Annotated in this window: 11 protein-coding genes; 6 read left to right on the top strand and 5 right to left on the bottom strand. The window is 46.4% G+C overall.

What is annotated here, in order from left to right; all coding sequences use genetic code 11:
- Positions 1 to 70 precede the first annotated feature (70 nt).
- Complete coding sequence (locus tag BKD70_RS15980; protein ID WP_047274232.1) at positions 71 to 1,588, top strand: hypothetical protein; 1,518 nt, start codon at positions 71 to 73, stop codon at positions 1,586 to 1,588.
- Between the two features lie 44 nt (positions 1,589 to 1,632).
- Here BKD70_RS15980 and BKD70_RS15975 read toward each other — a convergent pair whose 3' ends face one another.
- The 5 genes from BKD70_RS15975 to BKD70_RS15955 all read right to left on the bottom strand — a co-directional run bounded on the left by BKD70_RS15975 (position 1,633) and on the right by BKD70_RS15955 (position 11,982).
- Positions 1,633 to 2,547: a fimbrial protein gene (locus BKD70_RS15975; RefSeq protein ID WP_170320296.1), complete on the bottom strand. Its 915-nt coding sequence runs from the start codon at positions 2,545 to 2,547 to the stop codon at positions 1,633 to 1,635.
- Between the two features lie 233 nt (positions 2,548 to 2,780).
- Positions 2,781 to 5,279 (bottom strand): fimbria/pilus outer membrane usher protein, encoded by a 2,499-nt coding sequence (locus tag BKD70_RS15970; RefSeq protein WP_052892151.1) that lies wholly within the window; start codon positions 5,277 to 5,279, stop codon positions 2,781 to 2,783.
- Positions 5,280 to 5,314: 35 nt separating this feature from the next.
- A complete protein-coding gene (locus BKD70_RS15965; protein WP_080960318.1) occupies positions 5,315 to 6,070 on the bottom strand; it encodes a molecular chaperone in 756 nt (251 codons plus the stop codon).
- Positions 6,071 to 6,147: 77 nt separating this feature from the next.
- Positions 6,148 to 6,696: a fimbrial protein gene (locus BKD70_RS15960; protein WP_047274234.1), complete on the bottom strand. Its 549-nt coding sequence runs from the start codon at positions 6,694 to 6,696 to the stop codon at positions 6,148 to 6,150.
- Between the two features lie 243 nt (positions 6,697 to 6,939).
- Complete coding sequence (locus BKD70_RS15955) at positions 6,940 to 11,982, bottom strand: RHS repeat domain-containing protein (protein WP_052892152.1); 5,043 nt, start codon at positions 11,980 to 11,982, stop codon at positions 6,940 to 6,942.
- A gap of 303 nt (positions 11,983 to 12,285) precedes the next feature.
- Here BKD70_RS15955 and BKD70_RS15950 point away from each other — a divergent pair, with 303 nt between their 5' ends.
- From BKD70_RS15950 to BKD70_RS15930, 5 genes are all read left to right on the top strand, one after another.
- Positions 12,286 to 14,082 carry a hypothetical protein gene (locus BKD70_RS15950; RefSeq protein ID WP_047274236.1) on the top strand — a complete coding sequence of 599 codons (1,797 nt, stop codon included), beginning with the start codon at positions 12,286 to 12,288 and terminating at the stop codon, positions 14,080 to 14,082.
- Positions 14,083 to 14,124: 42 nt separating this feature from the next.
- Entirely contained in the window at positions 14,125 to 16,470 is a 2,346-nt protein-coding gene (locus tag BKD70_RS15945; protein ID WP_047274238.1) for a hypothetical protein, read from the top strand.
- A 49-nt stretch (positions 16,471 to 16,519) separates the two neighbouring features.
- On the top strand, positions 16,520 to 19,492 hold the full coding sequence (locus tag BKD70_RS15940) for a hypothetical protein (RefSeq protein WP_047274240.1): 2,973 nt from the start codon (positions 16,520 to 16,522) through the stop codon (positions 19,490 to 19,492).
- Between the two features lie 47 nt (positions 19,493 to 19,539).
- The gene (locus BKD70_RS15935; RefSeq protein ID WP_047274241.1) at positions 19,540 to 20,016 is read left to right on the top strand and encodes a hypothetical protein; all 477 of its coding nucleotides are present in this window, start codon (positions 19,540 to 19,542) and stop codon (positions 20,014 to 20,016) included.
- 154 nt (positions 20,017 to 20,170) lie between these two features.
- Positions 20,171 to 23,839 (top strand): RHS repeat domain-containing protein, encoded by a 3,669-nt coding sequence (locus tag BKD70_RS15930; RefSeq protein ID WP_052892153.1) that lies wholly within the window; start codon positions 20,171 to 20,173, stop codon positions 23,837 to 23,839.
- Positions 23,840 to 24,555: the final 716 nt, after the last annotated feature.

The raw sequence follows: 24,555 nt of genomic DNA, 5'->3' as shown, positions 1-24,555 counted from the left end.
AGCAAAGTGACTTTTCACTTTGCTCGTCAGATCAAGGTTCAATTAAATTGAAATTTAGTGAGTGACGGCAATGACTGATTCTGACGGAAAAAAAAATGTGAACGTAATTAACGGCTCAGTGGATGCCCCCACGGTAGGGTCAAAACACATTGAGTTGGAGGTACCCCATATACTGGGAACTTTGCCGGGAGCCCCCGAAGGTTTACTACCCGCCTCAGCACTGGAGCAACCGTTATCCGTGGAGGTGCCTGCATGGGATAACCTCCCGCCAGAAAATGCCATTGATAAACTTTCATTTCAATGGCGTAGACAGAATACTTCAAACGCGTTTAATACGCTGCAAGCGTATGAAATTAAAGGGCCGCTTGACGATACAGATTTTCCTTTGTTACTCACTATAGATGCGGGGAAATTAGACTACGAAGAAGGGCCGTTTGACTTTAGGTATCTTGTAATTGGACATAATGGAGGCGCTGAAAATGACTCAAAAATTACCCCCTTGGTCATTGATCGCAGCCCTCCCTATAAACACGCACCGCCCGGTGCATTGATATTGCCTACCACGCAAATTACAATTCCATTCTTCGAAGCCCACGGTGATGAATTTGTCTGTGTGATACCGGATTATGCGGATCGCCAAGAGGGCGATGAAGTGGATTATTATTGGAAAACAAGTGCAGGCAGTCAACACATTAATCGAATTCCAGTCCCGGCGGATCTAAAAATAGTTTACACCCGTGTGCAGATTGAAGCTGCACAGAACGGTGAGTGTTATGCCGAATATAAACTGTACGATAAAGCAGGCAATAGTAGTCCGATCAGTGAGTCTGTACCGATTGAAGTAGACATGACGCCGCGTTCTCTTAACTTCGTAAAAGTTACAGGCGCCAGCGGCTCCGCTGAGTATGGGAAATTGAATATCGACTTTGCAGGAGACGGTGTCGTTGTTAAACTCCCCGCCGATGCTGATATTTATGAGGGTGAGAAGGTTCGTTTGCAATGGGCTGATCCACTGGCATTTAATTCACTATGCCTCAGTGACGCAGATCCGATAGACCCTTTACAGTTTAAGGTGTCTAAAGATTATATTGCAGCCCATATGGTCAGCAGTTTGGCAGATGGGGCAGGCTATATCCCTGTGTATTACGAGGTGCTTGATAGCTCAGGCATGACAGTGCTGGCGACGTCAAAAGTTTATAACTTGGCTATTTCTGATGTGCTTGCGGCCAATTATCCTACTCTGCAGTGCGAAAGTGTCAAAGGTCATGAATTAAGTTTGGCAAATGTACCGCAAAGTGGTGCTTTTGTATTTGTCAGCTATTGGCCTTTTATGGCAGATGATCAGTTTTTGTCTTTTAGTTTGGTAGGGTTAGGTGTGGATGGTAAAAACCTGACGATTGAGTATTTTACCGAGCACGCTGTCACGGAAGAGGAAGTGACCGAAGAAAAAGTATCAACGGTCGTGGCAAAGGCAGATCTCGAAAAATTTAAAGTGGGTACTCAGCTTAATTTTGAGGGGCGGGTGAGTTTTAATAACAAAGGCTATTGGTACAACTTCAGGCGTGAATGGGCGCTACTGAAGGACTAGCAGGGTAACCCCGCCCTTAAGTTGTGGGTCAGGGCGGGGTTAATTCATTGATACGTCAAGGTAAAATTCAGAGCACCTTCTACTGAGCCTGGCTCAACGTTAACGGTGGGGTGGGTTTGATAGAGGCGCGCCTTAAAGTGCATAGCCATATTGCCCGGGACTATCGAAACAATTGGAACATCGACCCCTAGCGGGACAGGGGTTAGACCATCCTCTTTTAGCATTTGAATGCCCACGCCTTTTGCTGTCGCATTGGTCGCCAAGGTGAAAATACCGTTGACTGGGTCAAACGGTACAGAGCCTTTAGCGCCCTCTAGGCGAATATGAGCCATGGCAATAGATTCCCCCGATGGATCGGTTTCGCACGAAACCATATTGATGTGAAAATCTACGGCGTCTGTCGTATCACCCTCTTGGGTGAAGTGTTTACTGTCCCAGTCACCCAGTTGCACCGGATCTGCACTGACCGGGTTACTTGACAAACTGCATTGAGATTGAACAACAGTGCCGTCCAGGCCGTAGTTAAAGGCTTTGCCTATACCTGTGAAATGACCACTAAAGAGAGGGCTGCCATTCAATATATGCACGCCGGGGGCAATGGGACCAATTTTTATCAAGGTTAGCGTATGCCTTAAGTTACCAAGGCTGAAATTTGCACTGCCCATCGGTTGCCGGTGCTCACTGAGCATCGGCACGTAAGGGCCATTGAGTGCGGTAAACGAATTCTCTTCATTGAACTCTTTGACCAGCGGTCTTCCCAATTTGATCAAGGCCCCCACACCAGGAATATTGGTATGCAAAACAGTCCCCGGCTGTGGTGGGATGGGGCCAATATAAATGGGAGCAGATGCCATGGCATTGAAGTTTAAAACGGTATTCCCATCGTTCCTGCACTCTATTCTTGCTCCTTCATCGTTGGGCGTGAACAAACTCTGCTCTGAGCCAATGAGAGTACCCACAGGCGCATCTCGGGGTACATAAAGTGTGCCAAGTCTGGGGGTGAAGGTTACCGGGCCTGCCCCGACCGCCCAAAAGCATTTATTGTCTTCCTGAGCCCCTGATGCCAATGGCATTACTAACCAAGTAGAAAGGCCGATCAAGCATGCGAACCGTCGCATTAGTGTTGTCATTAAACACCCCAAAGGTACCGGGCGAGCCTATTAAAGGTCGCCACTATATTTGCGCAAGAGAGTTATCGGCAGACCAAATCCTGCGTGTAAAAACCATCAAGCTTTTGCATAGCCTCTGGTTCGATCTTCAGCTCACAATGCTGATCACTCAAAACGCCCCACCGCACTGTTAGGACTTGTGGTGTTAAGTCAGTCGACAGCAGTATTTGTCCCGCCTGGCCGATGACCCCTAACTGCTCACCGTCCGCTGTACTCACTTGGGCTGCAAAAGGCAGAGGCTGCCCATTTGGCAGCGAGCCTGTTAACAGCAGTCTGTTGATTTTTCGTGCTGTGAACACGTGTTTGACAACCGCGCCGCGCCTAGGAACAACTTGGGCAGTGCCATTTTCAATTTCGATGCTGGGGTCAATGTCGTCAGTTTGGAGCTCTAGGTGGTTAATGCGGTAGGGGCGCATATAAGGTGCTATGGCAAATCCTTCATTGTTAGTCAGCGCTCCGGTCGCGTTGACGACACCCACTCCAGCGATCTGCGGAACTTGAATCAGCGCAATCGTCTCTCCCAAGTAAGGGCTGAATTCAATCCCTTGGTCATGGAGTAATACCGCGCCACTGGTGTTGATGGCTAAGCTACGGTAGTCGGTGCCATAGGTGACGCCCCCACCCAGACTCGCAAATGACGTTTGATAGTTTGTCGAAAAGGAAGTGGACGTTTGCTGAGATTCCGTTTGGCTGAATGAGGCTCGATAGCTAAGTTTATGGTCATAGGTTTTACCGCTGATACTTGAGCGCTTGCTATAGTGCTCGCCATTTTTTTGCAGATCAAAAGTGGCATTGGAGGCCAGCGCAAAGTCTAGAGGAATCGAAACACTCAGACTGATTAGCCGATCATTCTTGTACGTATCGCTCAACGCCTGAGAGGCCATCAAGCTGTAGGTAATACCTTTATGCTGGGTGTTAAAACTGAACTGAAATTGACGCTGTTTGTAGTCTGTCCCCCAATAGTCCTGATGCGAGAGTGACAAATTAACGGAGCTATTGTTCGTTAATTTTTGATAGAGCGAGGCAACAATCTGACTCCGTCGGCTACCGAAGAAACTTGAGTATTGAGAGCGCTCGCGTAACGCTTCATCAAAGTCACGATAGCCTTGGGTTGAATAGCGATAACCCGCAAAACGTAAGTCAGTACCCGTTGTGAAAGATTTGCCATATTTGATGGCATAACTCATCCCTCGCAGGCTGTGTTCATTGGTTGTGTTGATCTGAGCATTGGAGCGCGTCACATCAAATGCCAGTGCGCCAATGGCGCCTAGGTCTTTGGCTAGACCTAAAGACCCCGCTTGATAAAAGTCACTCCCCATCAGCCCGCCATACAGCGTGGTGTCCCAACCCGTACCGACAGTCAACGTGCTTTGCCAAAGCAGCGGGGAACTCAAATCATTTACGGCGTTGTAACGACCGGCGAAAGCGCTGTATCGCCAAACACCTTCGCGCAGCAGGTTGCTCAAGGTCGAGAAGGGTTGAGTAAAGCGCCGCACTTGGCCATCCTCCTCTGTCAGAATAATCTCGAGTTCTGCACTGCTACCCGCAGTGTTCAGATCGTTTATTTCATAGGGCCCGGCACTGACATAAGTTGAATAAATGGGATAACCATTTTGCCGAATTTCAAGTTTTGCACGTGTTTGAGCTACGCCTCGGATGATCGGAGCGTAACCTTGCAGCGCGTCAGGAAGCATGCCTGCATCCGAACGAATCAAAACGCCTTGTACGGGGATGCTGCGAAAAACATCGCCATCGGTAGAGGTTTCTCCCAGGGTAATGTTCGCAAAGGTGCCCGGTATGTCGCGTTGTAAAAAGGTTGAGGAGCGGACCCAATCACGTTTGTCCGACTCACCCTGTCGCAGTGCCTGTGTGCTCCGAAAACGCCACCCTTCATAATTGACACCCATGTTGAGGAGTAAATCTTCGCTAGCGGTTAGGCCGTTATAACGATTTCTGCCGCGTTGGGCAGACGCTTGATAGTTCAGGTAGGCGGCATTTATGCCCGCGTCCCAGCGCTCAGGGTCAACATAACCTACGACGTCAGCTCGAAGTGCGATTTGTGGAATAGAGATATCGATCAGCATTTTGGAACTGTCGAAGTCAACTGTTGAACCAGGTATTAAGATTGAAAGATCCAGGCAGTTCGCCTGCATAGAGATCGGATCTTCAAAGGCGTCAAGCTTCACACCACTCAAGGTCAGGAGGCTGGCAGGCAAACAGGGCTCAAGGGTTTCGTTATCGTTTGCCAGTTTGAAATCAAGGTGCTGTTGGTCTATCAAGCGTGAATTCACGTGAATCGCAACCCAATAACGCCCTGGTACCACGTCTTGCCCCTGAGACAGCGCATCAAGTGCAAGATGTCCGGCCTCTGATGTTTGGCGCATAAAGCTCGATTGAAAATATTCATGTTCTTCAGCGTGGACGTCGCGCAATGTGAATAGATTAACGCTGGCACAGATTAATGCGAACTGGCTGATAGACAGACACGCAGTGGTGCCCCTCAGACCGGATAGACAGATCATGATGAGTTCCAGACAGATTGAAGCGCAGCGATGTATTAATCGGCAGGAGTGATAGCAACCGTAAGAGGACGACTAACACCGCCATAATCATTGATGGATGAGAAGGTTACTTGCGTATCTGCTGTGGGCTTGTACTCAGAGAGTCGATACAGTTGGCGAGAAAATGGAGCCGCCATCGCAGGATTGGTTGGGAGCTCTTTTTGCCCGCTAAACCTCAGCTCAAGGCTCGCAAAAGAAATAAAGTAAGGGGACGGGTTGTGAGCTTCTAAATAGTAGTGCCCATCCATTTTTTTAACGGCCCACTGCAGTTGTTTTAAATGCGTATCCGCAGGGTTTTTTATCGACGTTGGGCGGTAAAACAATTTGATCCGGGTACGCATTGCGATATTCAGAACGCCCGTGTCCGAACTCTTGGATTGAGGGATTTCCTGAACATTAAAATAAAATACAGATTCTCGGTCTTCGGGCAGTGTATGGGGCCATTGATTGATTTGAACGTATTGTTCTTTGCCTGCGTTCAGCCGAAAGAGTGCAGGTGTGGGCATGAAGGGAACAGCTGTGGTGGTGTCATCGCGCTCGGTATTTATCCAGGTTTGAACGGCAAATGGGCGTTTACTGGGGTTGGAGATAATAACGGAAACGCTGCGCTTATGGCTCTCGTAAATAATGCGTGTGCCGTTGATGGTGAGTGCGGCATGGGTGGGTGAGCTACAGAGCAGTGCAGTACCGCTAACAGAGATGGCAAGGCAAAGGAGGCGTGAAAAAGCTGCCCGTCTGAAGAGGCCTGGCATTAGATGAATACCTATGCATAACGATAGAAAGAGGAGTAACGGGTGTGCCCTTGCAAAGCAAGGGCGCACTTTATGGATCAGTTGATAGTGACCAGGAAGTTAACATCGGCATCAGCAGGGCCGGGCTGTACCGTGGCAGCAGTTGAAACGTAGTAAGCATCAAACTTCATATCGCTGGCCACGGTATCACTGAGCGGGTATTCAGCAGATTGAGTGCCATTGTTAACCGATTGACCGGTCCTATCCTTGATGACAATCGCGACGCCTTTAGCTGCACCAGTATAGGATTTGGTCGCATAAAAATTACCACTCGCATCTGCAGTTCCAGTGAATGTGACTGTTCCCACATTTCCAGGGATTAAATTACAACCCGCGTCAGCCGGTACGCGCAAGATAAAATCATTGCCCAGATACTCTTGACCGATTGCAGTGAACCTAGACGGAGAGACGGTGCCCATTTTTACTTCGTTGCTGGTCGCCTGGCTGTCCGGATTCACGACTTCAATAGGGCAAGTCGAACTATCGATTTTGCCAACAAAATTAATGGTGCCGGTGTTCGCAGAAACGATGTGGCTGGTCACACTCGTTAGAAGAGCCAACGTCAGAGGTATCAATTTTTTTTTCATGGAGTTCAACCTGTTAGAGATAGATGCAGCGTCCATGGAACGAAATAGCTCACTGTTAAGTGCATCTAAAAGTGAGTATGTAGAGTGAGTCTTTTTTGCGGGCTGAATTCTGAATTGATCAGTGGGCGGAAGATATGAGAGAACTCTCATTTTTGCGGTGAGGAGTAAAGGCACTCGGGCAGTGCCCCCCCCATGCTCTGGGTGCGCTGAGGGCACCTGAGCATGGGGTTTTATTAGCCTTTATTACAAGCGGGTAGTAGAAGTTTTGTACTGACTTGTCGCACTTAGGCCAGTGGTCAAAAATGCGTAATTTGTTTTTATGGTTGGATGTATTTTTCTTGGCGATCCTGTCGTAGTCACACTGCCTCTGCGCGAGGTATTAGTAACTGTGATAGAGTCTACTTTTTGGAATAAAACTTCTTCTCCGGAGGAATAGCTGGACGCTGTCTCAGGCGCAGGCGCAGGCGCAGGCGCAGGCGCAGGCGCAGGCGCAGGCGCGCTTTGATCAAATAGTGATGAATCTATGTTATTGAAGTTATCACTCCCTCTTGGGAAATGATCATATGCACTAACATGCGGGTCATCAGGAAGAGCTATAGATCTCTTGGAGGCCGCTTTAATGCCTTTGGCACCCCCCATGAATATTCCGCCTATCAAACTTGCTGGAAGTGGTGCCCAGCCGGCCAATTCAATAATGCCTAAGCTTTTATGATCCTTGGTTATGATTGAAGTCGCTTCAGCTCCGGTCAAGGCAACATCAACAGTAAATAAAGATTTATCGAGGATATTGGTGACTGGGAATATTGAAAAAGCCAGATAGGAAACTCCATATGCTGCGGCGTAAGCAGCCATACCGATATAAGAAGATACTCCAGCACTGGCGCCTACGGCTGTAGCCGCACTAACAACACCGGTAGAAAACATGGTTGCTATAGCCGAAGCTGCAACAGCAGCAGGTGGGAAGAAGACCGTTGCGACAATGGCCATCATCAAAAGTTGAACGCCAATGATGACACCTATCCACTCCATCACTCCCCCCCCACGTGAAGGTCTCTGAGTTTTGGGACGTATGTTACGACCCGACCCGGCGTGGCCTGTTGGGTCATGCAAAGCGATTGGATTTCCCAGGCAATATACATAAGGGTTTAGGCCACCAGCACCGAACGGGCTCATGGAGTCTGGGCTATGAAATCGCATCAGGTGTGGGTTGTAAGCGCGGTACCCCTTACCCAGCAAATACCAGCCGCTGGCCTCATCCAGTACTTCACCGTTGAAGGCCATCATGCTCTGAAGCGCTTGATCGCTAGTGCGTTCTCCATAGGCGGTGTAAGTAGCGGTAAGGAGTTCGTTTTTGAAGCACTCCCCCACGACACTGTGGCTAGCATCAGTAAGTAATATCAATGTTTTAGCCTCATCCCCATTTTGTTGCTGGCCAATGGGTTGGTCATTAACCGTGAGCAGATGGGTATTGATACCTTCATGAACAGCCAAGCTCAGGCGATTACCTTCGTAGAAACGTAAGGTTTCAGACTGGTCTTTTACTTGTGTTGCAATCAAATGATTGTGTGCATCGTAACGATATCTGCCGACTATTTGCCCACTGTCTGCGGCTTCAACGCGTACTAAACGACCTAGCGTGTCATAGAACAAGTGTTGGTTTTGCTCATCATTTTGCATGTTGCCATCAGCGTCATACGTAAACGCCTGATAGGTCGGGTAACTTGCATGATCATGAGTGACGCTGAGCAGGCGGCACGCATCATCTGTTGAGTAAGTGAACAGGGCAAGATCTGATTGTCCATCGGCAAAAGTAGTCCAACAACGCTGTATATTATCGAGGGCATCAAAGCGAAATACCTGACGGGTGATTTCATGACCGTACCGATCTTTGGGTAATGCAGGCCCCTTAAAGGTGTGTTTACGCAGGCGACCCTTAGCGTCATATTCAAATTGTTCCAAGAGCTGCGAAATACCGGCGACTGTGCGTTCGCGAGTATTTAGCAGGTTATTGGGTAACCAACGCTGCGAGTAAGTGTGTGGGGCTTGAGCATTTAGCGTTTGAGTACGAAAAACCTCCCGACCCTGATCGTCATACTCGATCTCGACAAGAAGCGTTGTTTTGGCAGCCTCGTCTACAGTGGTCGTGCGCCAAAGTTGCCCCAGACGGTTGTAAGTGAAGGTGATGCTGAGCGATTTATTATCTTCGTTCTGAGACTGCTTTACAGATTCGAGCCGAGAAAATTGGTCATAGGAATATCGCTTTTCCATCCCTGTGCTATCAGTTTTAATCAACGGAAGACCATTTACAGAATAACCATACTGGCTAATTAATTCATGGCCAGAACTGTCTGAGTGCGTTTCCCGAATAAGATTTTTGCGACTGTCATATTCGTAATACGTGGCACCATCAGCATTGCTGGCTTTGGTCATCGTGGCGTTAAGTTTGTTGTATTCGAACATACACAATGGTGCAGTTTCATTCTCGAGCATGATAGTTTTAGGCAGCGTTATCAGTCGCAGATCGTAGTCATACTTTATGTAATTACCGCTGGGTTTTTTTAAGCCGCTGAGTTGATCTTGACCTTCGACATAGTCGTAATGCTCAGTCAGTGTTCCGACCGTCTTTGAGAAGAGGCGTCCAAATCCGTCGAACTGCTGTTCGGCCAGCAACTGTGTGGGCACTAAATGATTGTTAGTGCTTACAGATATCGAAGTGTGTAGGCTTTGTTGCGGATGGGGAGCATACGTGTTGGTGACCACGGTCAGATCCGGGAGGGTGGTAGACAGTAAGCGTGATCTGCTGTCGTAGCGATAGCGTGTAATACGGTCAGACTCATCTTTAGACTCAATACAACGTCCAAATCCATCATAGGCGAACGTTTTAATGGCCAACAGTTTACCGTTGGCAGCAAGGGACTCAATGCGGATAGGTTTCTCAAAAGCATTAAGCACGGTGACAGTTAAACCACTGATGAGCGTAGGTTCGGCAGCACATTGTATGTAGTGAGTTTCGGTAGGGTGTTTTACTGCTGGAGTGCCTACATCAATACCAATAGGGTCGTAACACGTTACCGTGCGCGTTCCGTCTGGTGCAGTTACAGAGTACTGCTGGCCCCAATTGTCATAGTCGTATGTGCGAGAAAATACATGCTCAATGTTTTCCAGCCAATCATAACTGGACTCTTTAATCAGATTGCCTTGGGCGTCGTAATGGGCACTGTACGTGCGGACCTCTTCGCCGGCAAAAACGCCAGCAGTCGGGTCTAGACGAGCCTCACGGACAGCACGGTTAAGTCCGTCAAAATAAGTGTGTGTCTCAACGCCGTCAACATTTAAAGTTACTTGTTTGGACTGAGAGCCTTCAACACTAAGGGTGTAAGTGTAAAATTTTGAGGCTTCTACTTCTGTACCGGGTGCAATGGTTTCCTGAGTCAGCCTGCCTAAGCTGTCGTAACGATAAGTTTGAACAATTGAGTTTTCAATGCGCTGACGTGGTTCGGCATCAAAGATGGAGAGCTTGGTGACTGAAGTCTTGCTCAGTGGTTGTTGATCCAGAACGTTGGTGCGATCTATTTGGGTTACGACTAAGAGAGTGGGATCATCGTCGAGCTCGTAGTTGTATTCTGTGGTTAAGGCAGTGGTGTCAACGATCACGGTTTTGTTATTCAAACGCCCATGCAGTAATGGGGCGCTGGGAGTATCAATATAAGTGGTTAACGTCTTCTGCAATGCAAATTGTGTGTTGTCTTTAAGTTCGAAGAGATTCTCTTCACGGACTAAGATGGAATCGCCCATCTGCTCGTAAGCCAGCGAACTCAGCGAGGTGTAAGAAAAGCAGGTTAGTAGTTTAGGTGCCGTTGAACCAAGCTGACCTACAGTCGGAGTGACTGTTTTGTCACGCAGGTATCGCACGAACCCCTCCGGATCTGGGGGGCAAAAGTAACCCTCTGAGTCTTCTCCATCGGGGCTGTAATACGTGTAATGTTCCACCTCGCCGGTTTCTTTGGTATGACTGGTTATCAAGCCTCTGTTGTTGTACGTGCTAGAAGTTGTGCAACTTCGCAGTTGATTAATATCACCGGTTAGATACCACGTTTGTTTCTTTTTAATAGGCAGTTGGCAATAGGCAACTTGCTGATGAAAAGGTTGGTTATGATTAATCGCATATTCTGAAATCACGCGATGTACGTGACCGTTCTGCGTCGTTACCTCCTGGATCAGCAGGTGATAGCGATTGAACGTGCGTTCCTGGGTGAGCACAGGGCTCTCATTGACGATTAGTGTTTGGGTGCTGTGATAGGTGTAGTCGTTTAATACCTTATACAGGTTGTCATACCCATCATCATTCCATTCAAAGCTACCCGCGCCGTAACCTAAAAAGTTCTCGCTACTGTAGGTGTAGTGGTGCTCTATTGGCGGTTGGTCAAAAAAAGGAAATACAACATGTTTGAACACCCGTGGGATAGGTTGACTGCCAGGAGCCGGGTGTGCATGTCCCTGATTGTCATAGGTGAGATGTTCCTGGCTGCCCGCGGGTGAAGTGACACTTTCGATGCACAGGCATCCAAAAACATTTTTATAAGTGAATTCCCACTTGGCGTTGTCGTCAGAAGGTAGATGAATCTGGGTGACCCAACCCTCATCGCCTGTTAATTCCAAGCTGTAATGTGCAACAGGTGTCCCCCCTTCCGCAGAAAATGGATACAACTCAATGTCTATAAAGCTGCTTCCAGACTCACGTGTCACTGACAGAACAAGTAAATCGTTCGCATCAGTGATGCTGTTGAGCAACGGGTAGCCATTAAAATCGGTATACGCCAATATAATTTTTTGCCCTTGGGCGGAGTAAAATTCTTCAGGCACTGCACTGGTGCCCTGATTAACTAATATTTCCATTTCCCCAGAGACATGCATCAGGCGATAAGTGTTGTTACCTTCATCATAAAGGTGAAACGTATCTAGCCTTTGCTCCGGGATGATTGCGCGGGCCGTTTCTGGATCCCAACCCTCTACCTTATAAGTCTCTCCGGTGTGTAATGAAATGATTTGTGTGGACGTATCGTAGTGAGTGAGGTTTAAGTTCCAACCATAGCCAAAACCACGATCAACTCTACTTATTGGATTGAATGAAAGTGTCAGTGGAAGGCTTGGACCATTTAAATAATAGGTTTTAAGTTCAGGTAACGTTACCGTAATGGTGTATTGGCCGGTGCGAGGATCAACCCCGTTTTGAAGAGCACCTAAAAAGTTGAACGCGTTTGAATGCACTGCTGTGGAAGCGACCATGGGTTAAGTTTCCTTATTTAAAAGTGTATCAATAGACGTTAACGACCTTAAAAAATGAAAAGCAATAAGCTTGTGCGATAACGATCAAACAAGACTGTCAGCTGTGCGCTCGCACCCGGAGCAGTGTCTGTTTTCATGGGGGATTTCAGCCAGCTTAGCAGCTGTTGAGCTCAAGTGGACCTAGTACTTCTGATAGTAGGCAAGGAGCATTTTGAGGTGTAAAAAATACCTACACCGATGTCCAAAAAAATACATGACTCATCTATGCCCGCTTGCTTAGCGTGCTTTCGTGGAGTAAATCTTGTGGTTGATATATACCCGCAACCTATCATCAATAGTCTGGATCCGGAAAATGTACTGGATCTTGTTGCGTTAGGTACTGCCGATTTGCAGACATACGTATGGTATGAAGGCATTAAGGAGGGCGATACAGTATGGCCTAATTGGCGCGGGTGCAGTGCCTCGGGCGAGGTATTGGATCTGGATCGTTCTGGGGTAGACGTCGAAGGAGACTTTAGCAAAGGTATGCCTGTGAGTGTACCCAATAATTTGCTGGTTCCACTTGATCAAGGCTGGGCTTTCTATTCGTATGCCATTCAACTTAAAGGTGAAAAAGATCTAGAGCCTGAGTCCAAGCGACAGGTTATTTACGTCGGTAAACGCCCCGCACAAAGGCTGCCCTGCGCGCACATTACGGAGTCTAATGCATTATGTATAAATATTGATGATCTCCCAGGGACTGGGGCAAGTGTTACTGTCTTGCCTTATCAAGCAATGGCCGCAGGTGATAGAGTCACCTTTATGTGGCAAGGATATATGGATGACGGTTCGCATGATGATAGCGTCAGTTATGAGTACGACGTCACGCTGAAAGATATCGGTCAGCCATTAACATGGGTTATTGAAAAGACCTATTTTGAATTTATAGAAGGTGGCTATGGCCACTTGGACTATTGCGTAGAATACAGCGCACCTTCAAACGTAGGCGTGTCATATGCTACTCAGCAACGATTTGTAATAATCCCGTCAAGTGAGAGTTTGCTCGAGGCGCCGACAATCAATGATTTCGATGATCTCAGTGGCGTAGAACTTAATCCTGACGATTATAAGTCAGGTATTACCGTGAGCATCCCGTTGTTACACAACGCACGAATAGGTGACGATCTAAGGGTTTATGGCTCGAGCAGTTTGCAGGTGCTAAGTGCTCTACGCACATTGCGTGTAGATCCTTCGGTCCTTGATAGTGGACGAGTAGAGTGTCACTTTGATTATGATTGGTTAGTCGCTAACAATTGGCAGGCGGTAGATTTTTTTTATCAGTGGGGGCGTCACACGTTCTCGAGAAGTTCGAATTCTTTATCACTTGCCATAAGGCAAAAACGCGACTTGATTGCTCCAATGGTTAAAACGGCCTACCCGGACGGTAACGATCAGTTTTGGTTCGATGCGATTGAAGGATCGGTGGCTGGTATCGATGTCATTATTCCCGATGCAGCAGTTATCGATATTACCGATACGGTCAACGTAGAGTGGGCCTTTGACGGAACCGTGGCTGCTTATACAGGTCCATCCTACGAAGACAAACCAAGAGAGTTTAATATACCCCTCGAGTACATTGCACCCTTCATGGGTAAGCGTATCAATGTGGCCTACAGTGTGACACCCAACTCTACTCACGTGGAAGGTGAAGTTTATTATTCAGATTTTTTCGATGTTCAAGTTAATCGTTTACCCACTAACCAGTTCCCACTGTTGAAGCATGAACTGGGAGGGGATGCTAATACTTTGTCCTTGGCCGCGGTGCCCGACGCGGGGGCTCCATTTGTATTGGAGACGTGGAAGTTTATGGCTGCTGGTCAGCGTGTCACTATTCAAGCAAAAGGAGGTACGAGTGAACCCGATGTTCAAGAGTATTTGTGTCGTGAAGTTGAAGTGCATGAGGGCGATGTCAGCATAGGCCGATTCAGTGCCTTGTTATCAAAGGAATTTTTGACACAACTCACGCCTAATACAACGTTCACAATAAGTACTCAGGTTAGTTTTGATAAAGGGGAAACCTATTTGCCTTTTCGTTTGCTGACGTTGATGCTTAAAAAATAAATGTGCTTTTGCGTGTAAATTCTACTTGAAGGAAGCAGTGACATGACCAAAATATTTCAAGCCGTGCGTAACTTGAATAAACTACCTGCATCACCCAGGGCATCAGAGCAGTTGATGGCGTGGTTAGAAGAAACACCTCGAACCTATGGGTGGGGGGCTATTCTGGCGTATGACCGCCAAAAAGCTAATAAAATGCTAAAGCAGGAGTATATTGGTCGATTTAATAGCGAGTCTGTTATGTTGCCTGTTGATATTGATGTTCCAGGGGGAGCGGAACGTAAACAGTTATATGGGTATGAGTTTGATGCGCCGCTGATGTCATTTGAAAACTATTCTGACTCTGATATTAAAAATGAACCTCGCTGTGTCATAAGAATGCCTATCGTCGCAGGGTCTTATAAAACGGTAGCGGCAAAAGGAATTGTGACTTCTATCTCGGTGTTTGACCCCTTGGACGGTCAAGTATTGTCAATGATTATGAACCTGGAAACTGGAACGGTTAACGACAAAAATCAAGTAATGTTTAATATAGCAAAAGGTACTGAATTCTCTGTCGATGTTAATAATAATTACCTTGATCAAGTTGAGGTGGGGAGCGCCTTTAAAGCCTATTTTGAATCTGCGCTACCTGATGACAAAAAAGTGTGGGCCTTAAGTCAGATTGATACCAGTAAAAATCAATATCTGAAGCCTGCAATCGTTAAGCTATCGGTACGTAAGCGGGGAGAGGCTGCGGAGATAGCTGATGGTGAGTTAATCATATGTGTAAGTATGGAGGGTGACGTCGCAGGTTACTCACTGCCCGAGGATTTTAAATATTTAACAGAGCTCAACTCTGCTGTTATTATTTTGGGGCAAAAAACACTACTCGATAAGGCTGTTAGCCACCAAATACTGAATTATTATCCATCGGCTGACACTCGCGTGGTACTGGATGGCAATCTTTATAAGCTGAATGTGATTTCTGGAAGTCGCATTTCGCAAGCTAAAGAATATTATTATGTAGAAGACGGCTCGACATACCCCGTCAAAATTAGCAGCCAAGAATTTTTTTTTGGAGATCCTAGTGATGGAAATGGTTTATCGGTTGGTGTCGATAACGGTGTCTTGCGTTCCAGATGGATTGCTTCCAATGCGGCTGGTGTGCAGGCGGGTTTCAATAATCAATGGGGAGAGAGATGGCACGGGCTTATTAAGCAGTCTTGGCTAGCATTCTCTGAGGTTGAGTACATAGTCAAATCGGATGGAAGTGGTGTGGTTGCTTCTGATGTGATGAGCCATGTAATTGAATGGGGGCGAGGCATTGAATGTACAAATATACCAGACGCTACCGCCCATCTTAGACGCGCCATCGAGGAATTGTGCCCTCAATTCAGGGATGAATATTTACCTGAGCTGGACAACACGATAATTACCCCAACGGTTGAAGTTATTTCTGATTTACCCGAATTGAATACGTTTGTTCTTGAAAGTATTCTGTTCAAAAACGAAGATACCGTATTGTTGTCTTCTTGCGCCCTGCCGAATGATTTGGTGATGTTTGGTGAGGTGGGTCCGAGTCAAGCAGCCTATGAAATCACGCCTATGGAAGCTGTGATGCTAAACGGCGAAACCCAGCAGTTTGCCATCACCCCTCTGGGAGCTACGGGTGTCACGTGGTCTATTGAAAGTGCCTCGGGTGACCCTCTGTTTATTGGCAGCATTGATGCGACTAGCGGTCTATATACTGCGCCAGATCTCGGTAATTACCAAGGCTCACAAGCACGTGTCCGTGTCATTGCCACACAGGGAGGTTACAAAACCTACGCGTTGGTAAGTGTGTTGAAAAAGACCATTACCGTTAACCCCTTGGTTACTGTAAAGGTAATCGGCGAAGATCCAAGTGACGCAGATAAAGTTACGCTGACCGCCAATACAGCAGACGGTATTCCGCCTAAATGGTCACTTAAAAAAACCGGTACTGAAGGCACACTCGACCTTGAGGAAGGCTTCTCTAATGTTTACACGCCACGACCCTATGATGAGGTAGAGGATGCTTACGTCGTTGATGAAATAATTTTGACAGATAGTAACGGTTTAGAACAGCGCGCGATTATCGTTGTTAATCATGCTGTCAATATCAATTCCGCCATGACTGAAGGCTCGGCGACTGCCACCACTGTTCAGTTGCAATGTAAGGTGGGTAAGGATGATGTGACCCCATTTACTGAATTTAATGTGTTGTTAGGGGGGGCAGGCACTATTAGTGAAACGGGTCTGTATACGCAAGCTGCTGAAGTAAAAGAACCGTTTGCATTGGTCGGTTGCAATACCTCTTATTTTGGTAGTTCTGCACTTTCTTATATTCTGATTCCCTTACCGCTAAGTCCTTATGAAGGTGGTGAATAAGAAGTGGTTCGTAATTTATTCCTCTGGCAGTCCATGTAAGGTGAAAGCAATGGGTACTAATTCTCGCAACGAAATTTTGAATCAAATGGCTGGTAAATCAGTGATGTCCGGTTGGGGGGCGATAACTGTATTCAATCGCACGCGAATCAATCGTTTTTTAGAGCAGCAATACATCACGCGTATGCAAGGGTATAGTTTTATCCCTGCGTTTAAAGGTGCTGTTACTCTTGAGGGGAACGCTTCGGCCACAGTACAGCTTGAGTCGATTATGCTGGGCAAGCCTTTATTGTCATTTGCCGATGAAGCTTCGCTGGATGAGTCTTATGCCACTGTCACTATGAATATGGTGTCTGGCACTGTGCTGATGATGCAGCCCGGTGAAAGGGTGGCGCGAGTGGCAACGAGCCTCAGGATCCGAGAATCACAGGGCTATCAATTAAAACTTCGTATTAAATTATCGGTGGTGGCGGGTTCTATCAATGATCAGGGCCTGGTTATCATGGATTTAAAAGAGGGGGTCGATTTTACCTGTGATGTATTACCGGACTACCTGGACCAAGCGGCAATAGGCCTTGCATTTAAAGATTACTTTGAGAGTTTGCCCGTCTATCAGCGCGTCTTCGTTCTTGGAATGCTGGATGTCAGTCAATATGATCCTTTGGCCCCTAAAGAGTTTGCCATTTTGACTCAACGTGCTCCGGGAGCTGAAAAAATTGCCGCCTCAAATTACGGGGATGGGGGTGTGGTGGTTTTCATTCGGGTGGCCGGTGATAAAGAGAAAGGGGTGTTGCCGAGTGAGGGCTCAGGTTTTCCTTACTTAATTCCTGACGATGAAGAGGAGGGCGTAAGTATTTATTCAGCAGCCATCGTAGTTGCTGAAAAATGGAAAAGGTATGTAGGGGATGAGCAGATCTCTAAATTAAGTAGTTTGCTGTATCCTGGCGCAGAGGTGTTTGAAAGTAAGGACACTGCGACTCCCCATGACTATGTAAATTTTGGTAATGTAAATCCGGCAAGCACTCAGTTAGCCATTGAGCCTTCGATGGTGACATTACAGGCGGGTAAGTCTGAGACATTTAAACTTTTAGATGCTCAAGGTGTACCTGTAACCGGTGTGGTATGGACAGCAAAAAGTTTGAACAGTCGCACCCTAAATGCCGCTGGTTCAATAAGCTCAAGTGGTGTCTATACTGCTGCGGATCAGGAATATATCGGACATGACACAGTGCGAGTCGTCATTACTGGAACAGTCTATCAAGAGGATAGGGTCTTCACTGTTTCTGCCGGTGTGTCAGTCTTTGTAGATAATATGGTAGTGGCCCCTCAACTCAGTAGTAGAATTATTGAACAAAACCCTAAGCCGATCAAATTAAGTGTCACCTCTACCTCACGGTCACAGTTGACCTGGACTCTGTCACAGCCTGACGTCGGTACACTGGAGTTCCCTACGCCCAATACCGCGATCTATACCCCTCCCACTTTTGAACAAGCCGAGTTCGAAACGGTACAAATCATCACCGCTTACGATGCGTCCACTGATCAATCAGCGTCCTCAACGGTTTTGTTGTTTAATGATTTTCTTACAAGTAAGGTTTCACCTAGTTATGTTCGTCACATGAAACGGTCTGCGTCGCAGCTTTTCGAAATTGCTGATGATACAGGCGAGGGCACTAAGCATTGGAGTGTCATTAGTGGTGAGGGTGAATTTAAGGATCCCTCCGTCGGTGAGTTCACCGCGCCTGATACGGTTACCGCGTCTGTCTCTATTATTAAATGTGATTGGATTTATCAAGGTTTAACGAGATCCTTTTATAGCACGGTAGAGCTTGATCGGTTTGAAGATGAACCCGACTGGAAAGACCTCAACACGTTCAGCATAAGGGTACTGGACAGTAGAGGAAGTTTGACAGATGCTGGATATGCCTATCGTAATGGATTGCAGCAAATCAAGTTAGCTGTCGTCATTGAAACTAAGAAAGTGGGTCAAGATTCAATTCGTCCTTCTGCAGAAGAATTACAAACCCTGAGACTTTTATTCAGTAATGGGTCCGTCGTGGATCCGTTATTACCTGAGCAGTCAGGTATCATTCCCGGAACGTCTGTTAGCTGGGCGACCCATACTATTGCTAATAGTGTTCATCTGTATCCTGTTTCAAGCGCTTCCGTGTCAGCCTCCCTACCTGTACCTTTGGATGAGGAAAGTACAGTTAGGCTGGAGATATACGTTCATACCACGGCACCGGCAAAAGAGAACAGTACTTTTCACATGAGTTTCATCGGAGGAGCTCTTAATAAAACCTGGTATTCAACTGAATTGAATGAAAGCTTAGGTAAGGTAACGCTGACCCCTATAGAAATTCCTAAAATCCAAGAAAATGAATTTACTTTCGTCAGGACCGAGATCGACGATGGCACACGTCTCGTGTCAGCTGATTCATCCGCACCCTCGCAGCAGCATTTAGCACGAACTGTTGCGCTCGAACCTGAACCTGAACCTGGATCTGAATACGATTTTAAATTGAGAACTATTGCTTATTACGAGTTTAATTTTTTGAATAGAAAAATCGCGAGTTTTAAGTTTACGACCGATCAAGACAGTGGCGGTTTTGCTCGTAAGTCTACTGTTCGCTGGGAGTCGAGGCTTCAAGAGGAAACAATGTTCAGTTATACCGGGTATGCGTGGAACCCAGCCTTACTGGAAGGCATACCAGAGGGAGAACCAAAAAAAAATCATTTGCAGTTTGATCCTGACTTGAATCTGTTGGTGACAAAGGAAGGAGCACTGACAATTCCGGTGGCACGGCCCGCAGCTGTAGGAGGCATTATATTCAGTATGCATCGTACAGATGATGTACGTTATGGTGATGCCAAAGAGGGCGAAGCACTAATAGTACGTGATGCCTTGTACGATTCAATTTTTGCCAATGTGATGGACGAGTATGGATGTTGGTATCTTATGGAGGTAAGTTTTCCGGAAGAGAAAGTGCATGATCGGGAAAATTTAGCGGTTAGATTTTTATAATAATTAATATTCTAAAGGTTTAATGTTGTTTGAGATGAGGATGTGAAATGAAAAAGTTATTAATACCAGGGTTCGCTTTGGCGCTGGTTGTTGGGTTTGCAGCTTACGCGGCGGCGGATGAATCATCAAATGTGAAAATAACAGCGGAAGATGGAATGATAGAGCTGTTTGATGGTAATGATAATAAGGACTGTGAATTCACATTTACCACGGGGAAGCATAGGCTGGGTGAAGGTAATAAATGTAGGAATGATGAGCTCTATAGTTTTAAGTTGCTCAATGTGCCGTCGGCTGCGACCATTATCCTCTCGGATGCAGGGGATTGTGGGAAAGATGAGAACTTTTATTTCAGGCTTAAAACTATAAAGTATGAGGTCACTACAGTGCTTGTTCGCCTTGCTGAGATTTCAAGTTTTGAAGAAGGGGCAGTTATCACACCTGGGTTGCGACTAATTGAAAAGCATGGGACCGGTGGTACGGTTGGAGGCAAATGGACCTGCTTAGAAATAATACGCTCTGAATAGCCATTGTTTAAAGTCGCAACGTCAATATATTTCAGGTGCTCAAGTACTAAATTGGGTATCAAAAATTCAGGTTGGCTTTATTTATTTGGGCGGCTAACGCAGTGCGTTAGCTAGGCCAGCCTGAGCTTCTTACTTGTTGTTGATGGAGGCCGTCATGGCAGCATCTACCGCTGTTCATTCGAATGCATTTAATTTTTTAAGCTATTTGCAGGGAGGGGTTGACCCGCGTACAGGGCAATACACAGTCGCTGTTAGTCTGCCTGCGCTAAAAGTTAATAACCTTGCAGGGCCTGAGCTATCTCTTCAACTTTTGTTTAACCCCCTCAATGCACAAGATATGGGCTGTGGGCTGGGCTGGTCTTTACAACGGACTGAATATGATCCAGTGCGTTCTATTATTTCCTTGAGTTCGGGTGAGACATTCAAAGTCAATCGCGTTCTCCCAGGCATGGAAGGCTTGTGCGAAATCGAAGAACAAAAAATTCTTAGTTTCAAGTTTTATGATCAGGGTAATGGGCGATACTTGGTTGCCCACAAGTCTGGACTGCTCGAGGAGTTAGAAGAACTGGGAGCGACGGGGTCGAAAATGGCATTACCTACCCGTGCACATTCTATAGAAGGCCGTACGGTTTCTTTTTTTTATGAGCACTTGTATTTCCCCTTCTTATTGACACGTATTGAAGATGAACAGGCTCAGACTATTTTTAACTCAACACGTGGTTCTGACAATAACGTGGTCATGCATGTGCACCCCTACGCGGGTGAGCAAGGCACACCCTTAGCGACCTTCGAACTGTTGCTCGGTAGTGACAACACTGTTGAGTCCTTAGTTTTGCCCACACCTGAGCGGGCAAGCTGGAGGTTCAAGTACCGGAAGGATCCCGTAACGGGTCTCATGTTTATTGTTCAAGCTCAGACCCCAGTGGGCGGTCAGGACGATATTACTTATGACTGGTCGGGGCATCCATTACCACCGGGCGCTTTTAGTACCACTTTACCCCGAGTTACGCACTGCAAGCGCGACCCGGGTTTCGGCCAAGAAATAGTCGAGACTCAGTACAGCTACTCTGATACTAACTTCTTGGGTGCCGGATCTGGTATCACTTGGGATAATTCAGGTGCTGATAACCTGTATCAAGCATCGATGGATTATGTGTACCAGTCTACGGAGTCTTGGCATGTGGCGGGGCAAGCTGTAAAAACAATAGAGCGGCTATTCAATAGTTTTCATTTGTTGACATCGGAGCTAACCACTCAAGGCGTTAACGTGATGACCGTTAGCACGGAGTACTATCTTCAATTTGATGTGCCTTTCAGTCAGCAATGGCCATACTGCCAGTTGCCTAAAAACACGACTACTCAATGGAGTTCGAATACAGAGTCTTTGTTACGTAGCCAGACTGAGTATCGAGAATATGATATGCAGGGTAATGAGACGCTGTTTAAACAAGCAAACGGTGTGATTGTGACGTCGACGTATTATCCTTGGGAAGGAGAAGGGCAAGCCTGTCCGCCTGATCCTAAAGGTTTTATACGGCATCTGAAGAATACAACTATCAAACCGGAACTCACGGCTGTGCATGCAGCCCCTGTACTGAGTACTACTTACACTTATAAGTTATTACCTTCTGTCAATAATGTGTTAGATCAATGGCACGTTATGGACACCGCATTGCTGGAATCTATTGATACCCAATCCACTCAGGTATTGCAGAGCACTCAATATGAATACAATAATGATGTGACTGACCCATTGCGTCATGGCTTATTAGCGCGTGAAACGCTCAATATAAATGGCCATGTCATGACAACTGAATATGAGTATGAGTTAGTCGTTTCCGCTAAAAACGATTCGGGCTCTGGTCTAGTACGAACTAAAATTGTCAATAGATCTGATGTGGATTCGCATACCAAAACGGTATTGAGTGAAGCCTCTATTTATTCTGGGCAGCCGTTATTGGTTCGTGATGATAACGATGTTGAAATACGTTATGAGTACGATGCTTTGCAGCGCATCACTCGCGAAACTGTGGCACCCGGTACTGACTATGAAGCCGCACGCAATTACAGTTACATATTGTGTTCAAAGCCTGGGGACCAAGCAACACAAACGTCAAAGAATGTTAAGGGTGTTTTGACGTTTACTTTTTTCGACGGTTTCAATCGAACGATTGCTGAGCAGCGTATGAACGTTGACAGCAAGTTAAATGCGCAGCTTATTAGACCTACTTATGCGGCATTGTATGATGCGTTGGGTCAGTTGGTAGAAGAAACTGAATATGATTGGGAGGAGGAAAAGGATTGGCCTCTAGTCACTCACTTGCGTTATGACGATTGGGGGCAGCAGTTCTGTTCGGTTGGACCTGATAGCGTGGAAACGTACGAGGTTATGGAACCCCGCGGAGCTGATGACTGGCAGCAAGGAGGTATCAAAACTTCTTGGCAGCAATCTGTAGACAATGATGGTAATGTCACCAAAACAACTGGCAAGACTGTAACTTATATTGACAAATTTGATAACCCTGTACGGATCCAGCGGTTTAATGAGCTGGGCACTCTTTACAGTACTCACGCTTACGAATATGACGGCCTTGGACGTAAATCTAAAGAGGTGGATGCGCTCTCTAATAGTACGCTTTATTCGTATGATGCTTATGATCGAACTATACATACCACACTGCCTGGTGGTGCAATCGTAACGCGTGATTATGCATTGCATACCATCGAAGATCTGCCGGTCTCTATTAGTGTGGACGATAAATTGCTTGGGACACAAAAGTTTGATGGGCTAGGTCGCATGTCATCGTCTACGATCGGTATGCGTGAGCAATCGTATGAATACGCTCTCGGTCAGACTCAGCCGAATAAAGTCATCAAATCTCGTAATAGAAGCATTGACTATGAATATAATCCACTGCTGGGGGAGGAACCAAAATTAAGAAAACTAAATGGTGTAGAAGCTATTTATAACTATGATCCTTCCAATGCTCGCATGAACTCATGCTCTGAGAACGGAGTCACAATGACCCGTGATTATTTCAGTACTGGCGAGCTCAGTCGTGAGGTGATGGGGGAGTATTCGATGTCTTATCGTTATTCCTTGCGTGGCCTTATATTGGCTTACACGGATGTGCTGGGTAATACTCAGGATTATGAGTATGATTTTGAAAAGGGCGGTCGCGTGAGCTCGACCTGTTTGGGCAACATAGCTTCCTACTTTACGTATGATGAACTAGGGCAGACCAAGAGGATTACAACCACAGATGCAACGGATGAGTTAAATGAGCGGTTCGTCATTATTGAGTTGCAATATGATGAATTTGGTCGAGAAATAGAAAGAATTTTTGATCTTAATGGTGCCAAGCAGAAGCTGTCGCAAATGTACACAGCTGTAGATAATCTTGAGCGGCGAGTGTTAATCAGCCTTAATGAAGAGGGCGATGATGGTGAAGTGTTACGGGATCAGTCATACGAATATGATGCGCGGGCTAGACTAACAAAATATACATGTGAGGGAACTCAGAAGCCTGTTGATCCTTACGGGAATACCATTGATGAGCAAATATTCAGGTTTGATGCGTTGGATAATATCACGCGTGTCAAAACGTCTTTTGCTAACCAGTCCAATATTGCCACCTACTACTACGATAATTTAGATCCTGTGCAATTGAGTAAAGTAGTTAACACGCATGCCAGTTATCCGTCACAGATTGATCTGGAATATGATGACGATGGGAATATGACTAAGGATGAATGCGGACGTGCTTTGTTTTATGACGATTTAGGGCGCCTGATTAATGTGAGTGAGCCTGTCACTCCTTAGTTCATCAATGCTTGCGCTGGCCTGAGCGATGCATACAAGTGTTGCTCAGGCTTTTTTGGACTGCATTTGAGAAGACAATCCCGTCGCTACGCTTAAAAACCATTCCAAGTGACAGTGTTCAACTTGCTGAGGCTGTTGATTCCCATTTTATGCATGGCTGAGCGTTTTTGTCGGCTAATTGTTTTCACTGCGGTTTACCTGTGTGGCTATTTCTCGGCCTGCAAGGCCGGTTGCCAGTAAGCGCATAACTTCAACTTATTTTATTGATAGCGCATTTTGCCTAGGTTGGCCACAGTGGCTCGCCGTCAGTGTTGATGAAAAACCCTGGCTTATCTATCTTCTGCCCTGAATGACATACTGAACAGCCTTGTTGAGTTCGTTGAGTGAGGCGTGCTTGTCGAAGAGTCCGTGTCTGTTGAGATCAAGCAAATGCTTTAGTATTAGTTCATTGTTAGTCATTGTCATGACAATGATTTTTGTATTTTCTGCATAGATAGCCTATCAAACTGATGCCGTCAACAAATGTGCCTCCCGGCATAGAAATATCTGTGATTAGAAGAGCGCATGGGCTGTGGTCAAATGCTCGAAGTAATGAATCTGTACACGAAGCCTCTGCGATGATAGGCACGTGAGGTCTGGATATTTTTTCAAAGCCACGCGAGTCCCAAGTAGTACTACGGGGTGGTCATCGGCGAGAATAATTCTTACGGTGGGCT

Origin of the sequence: Pseudomonas sp. BS-2016 (genome assembly GCF_001806145.1) — a bacterium.
Taxonomy (GTDB): domain Bacteria; phylum Pseudomonadota; class Gammaproteobacteria; order Pseudomonadales; family Pseudomonadaceae; genus Aquipseudomonas; species Aquipseudomonas lundensis.
This window is presented reverse-complemented; position numbering and strand designations above follow the sequence as displayed.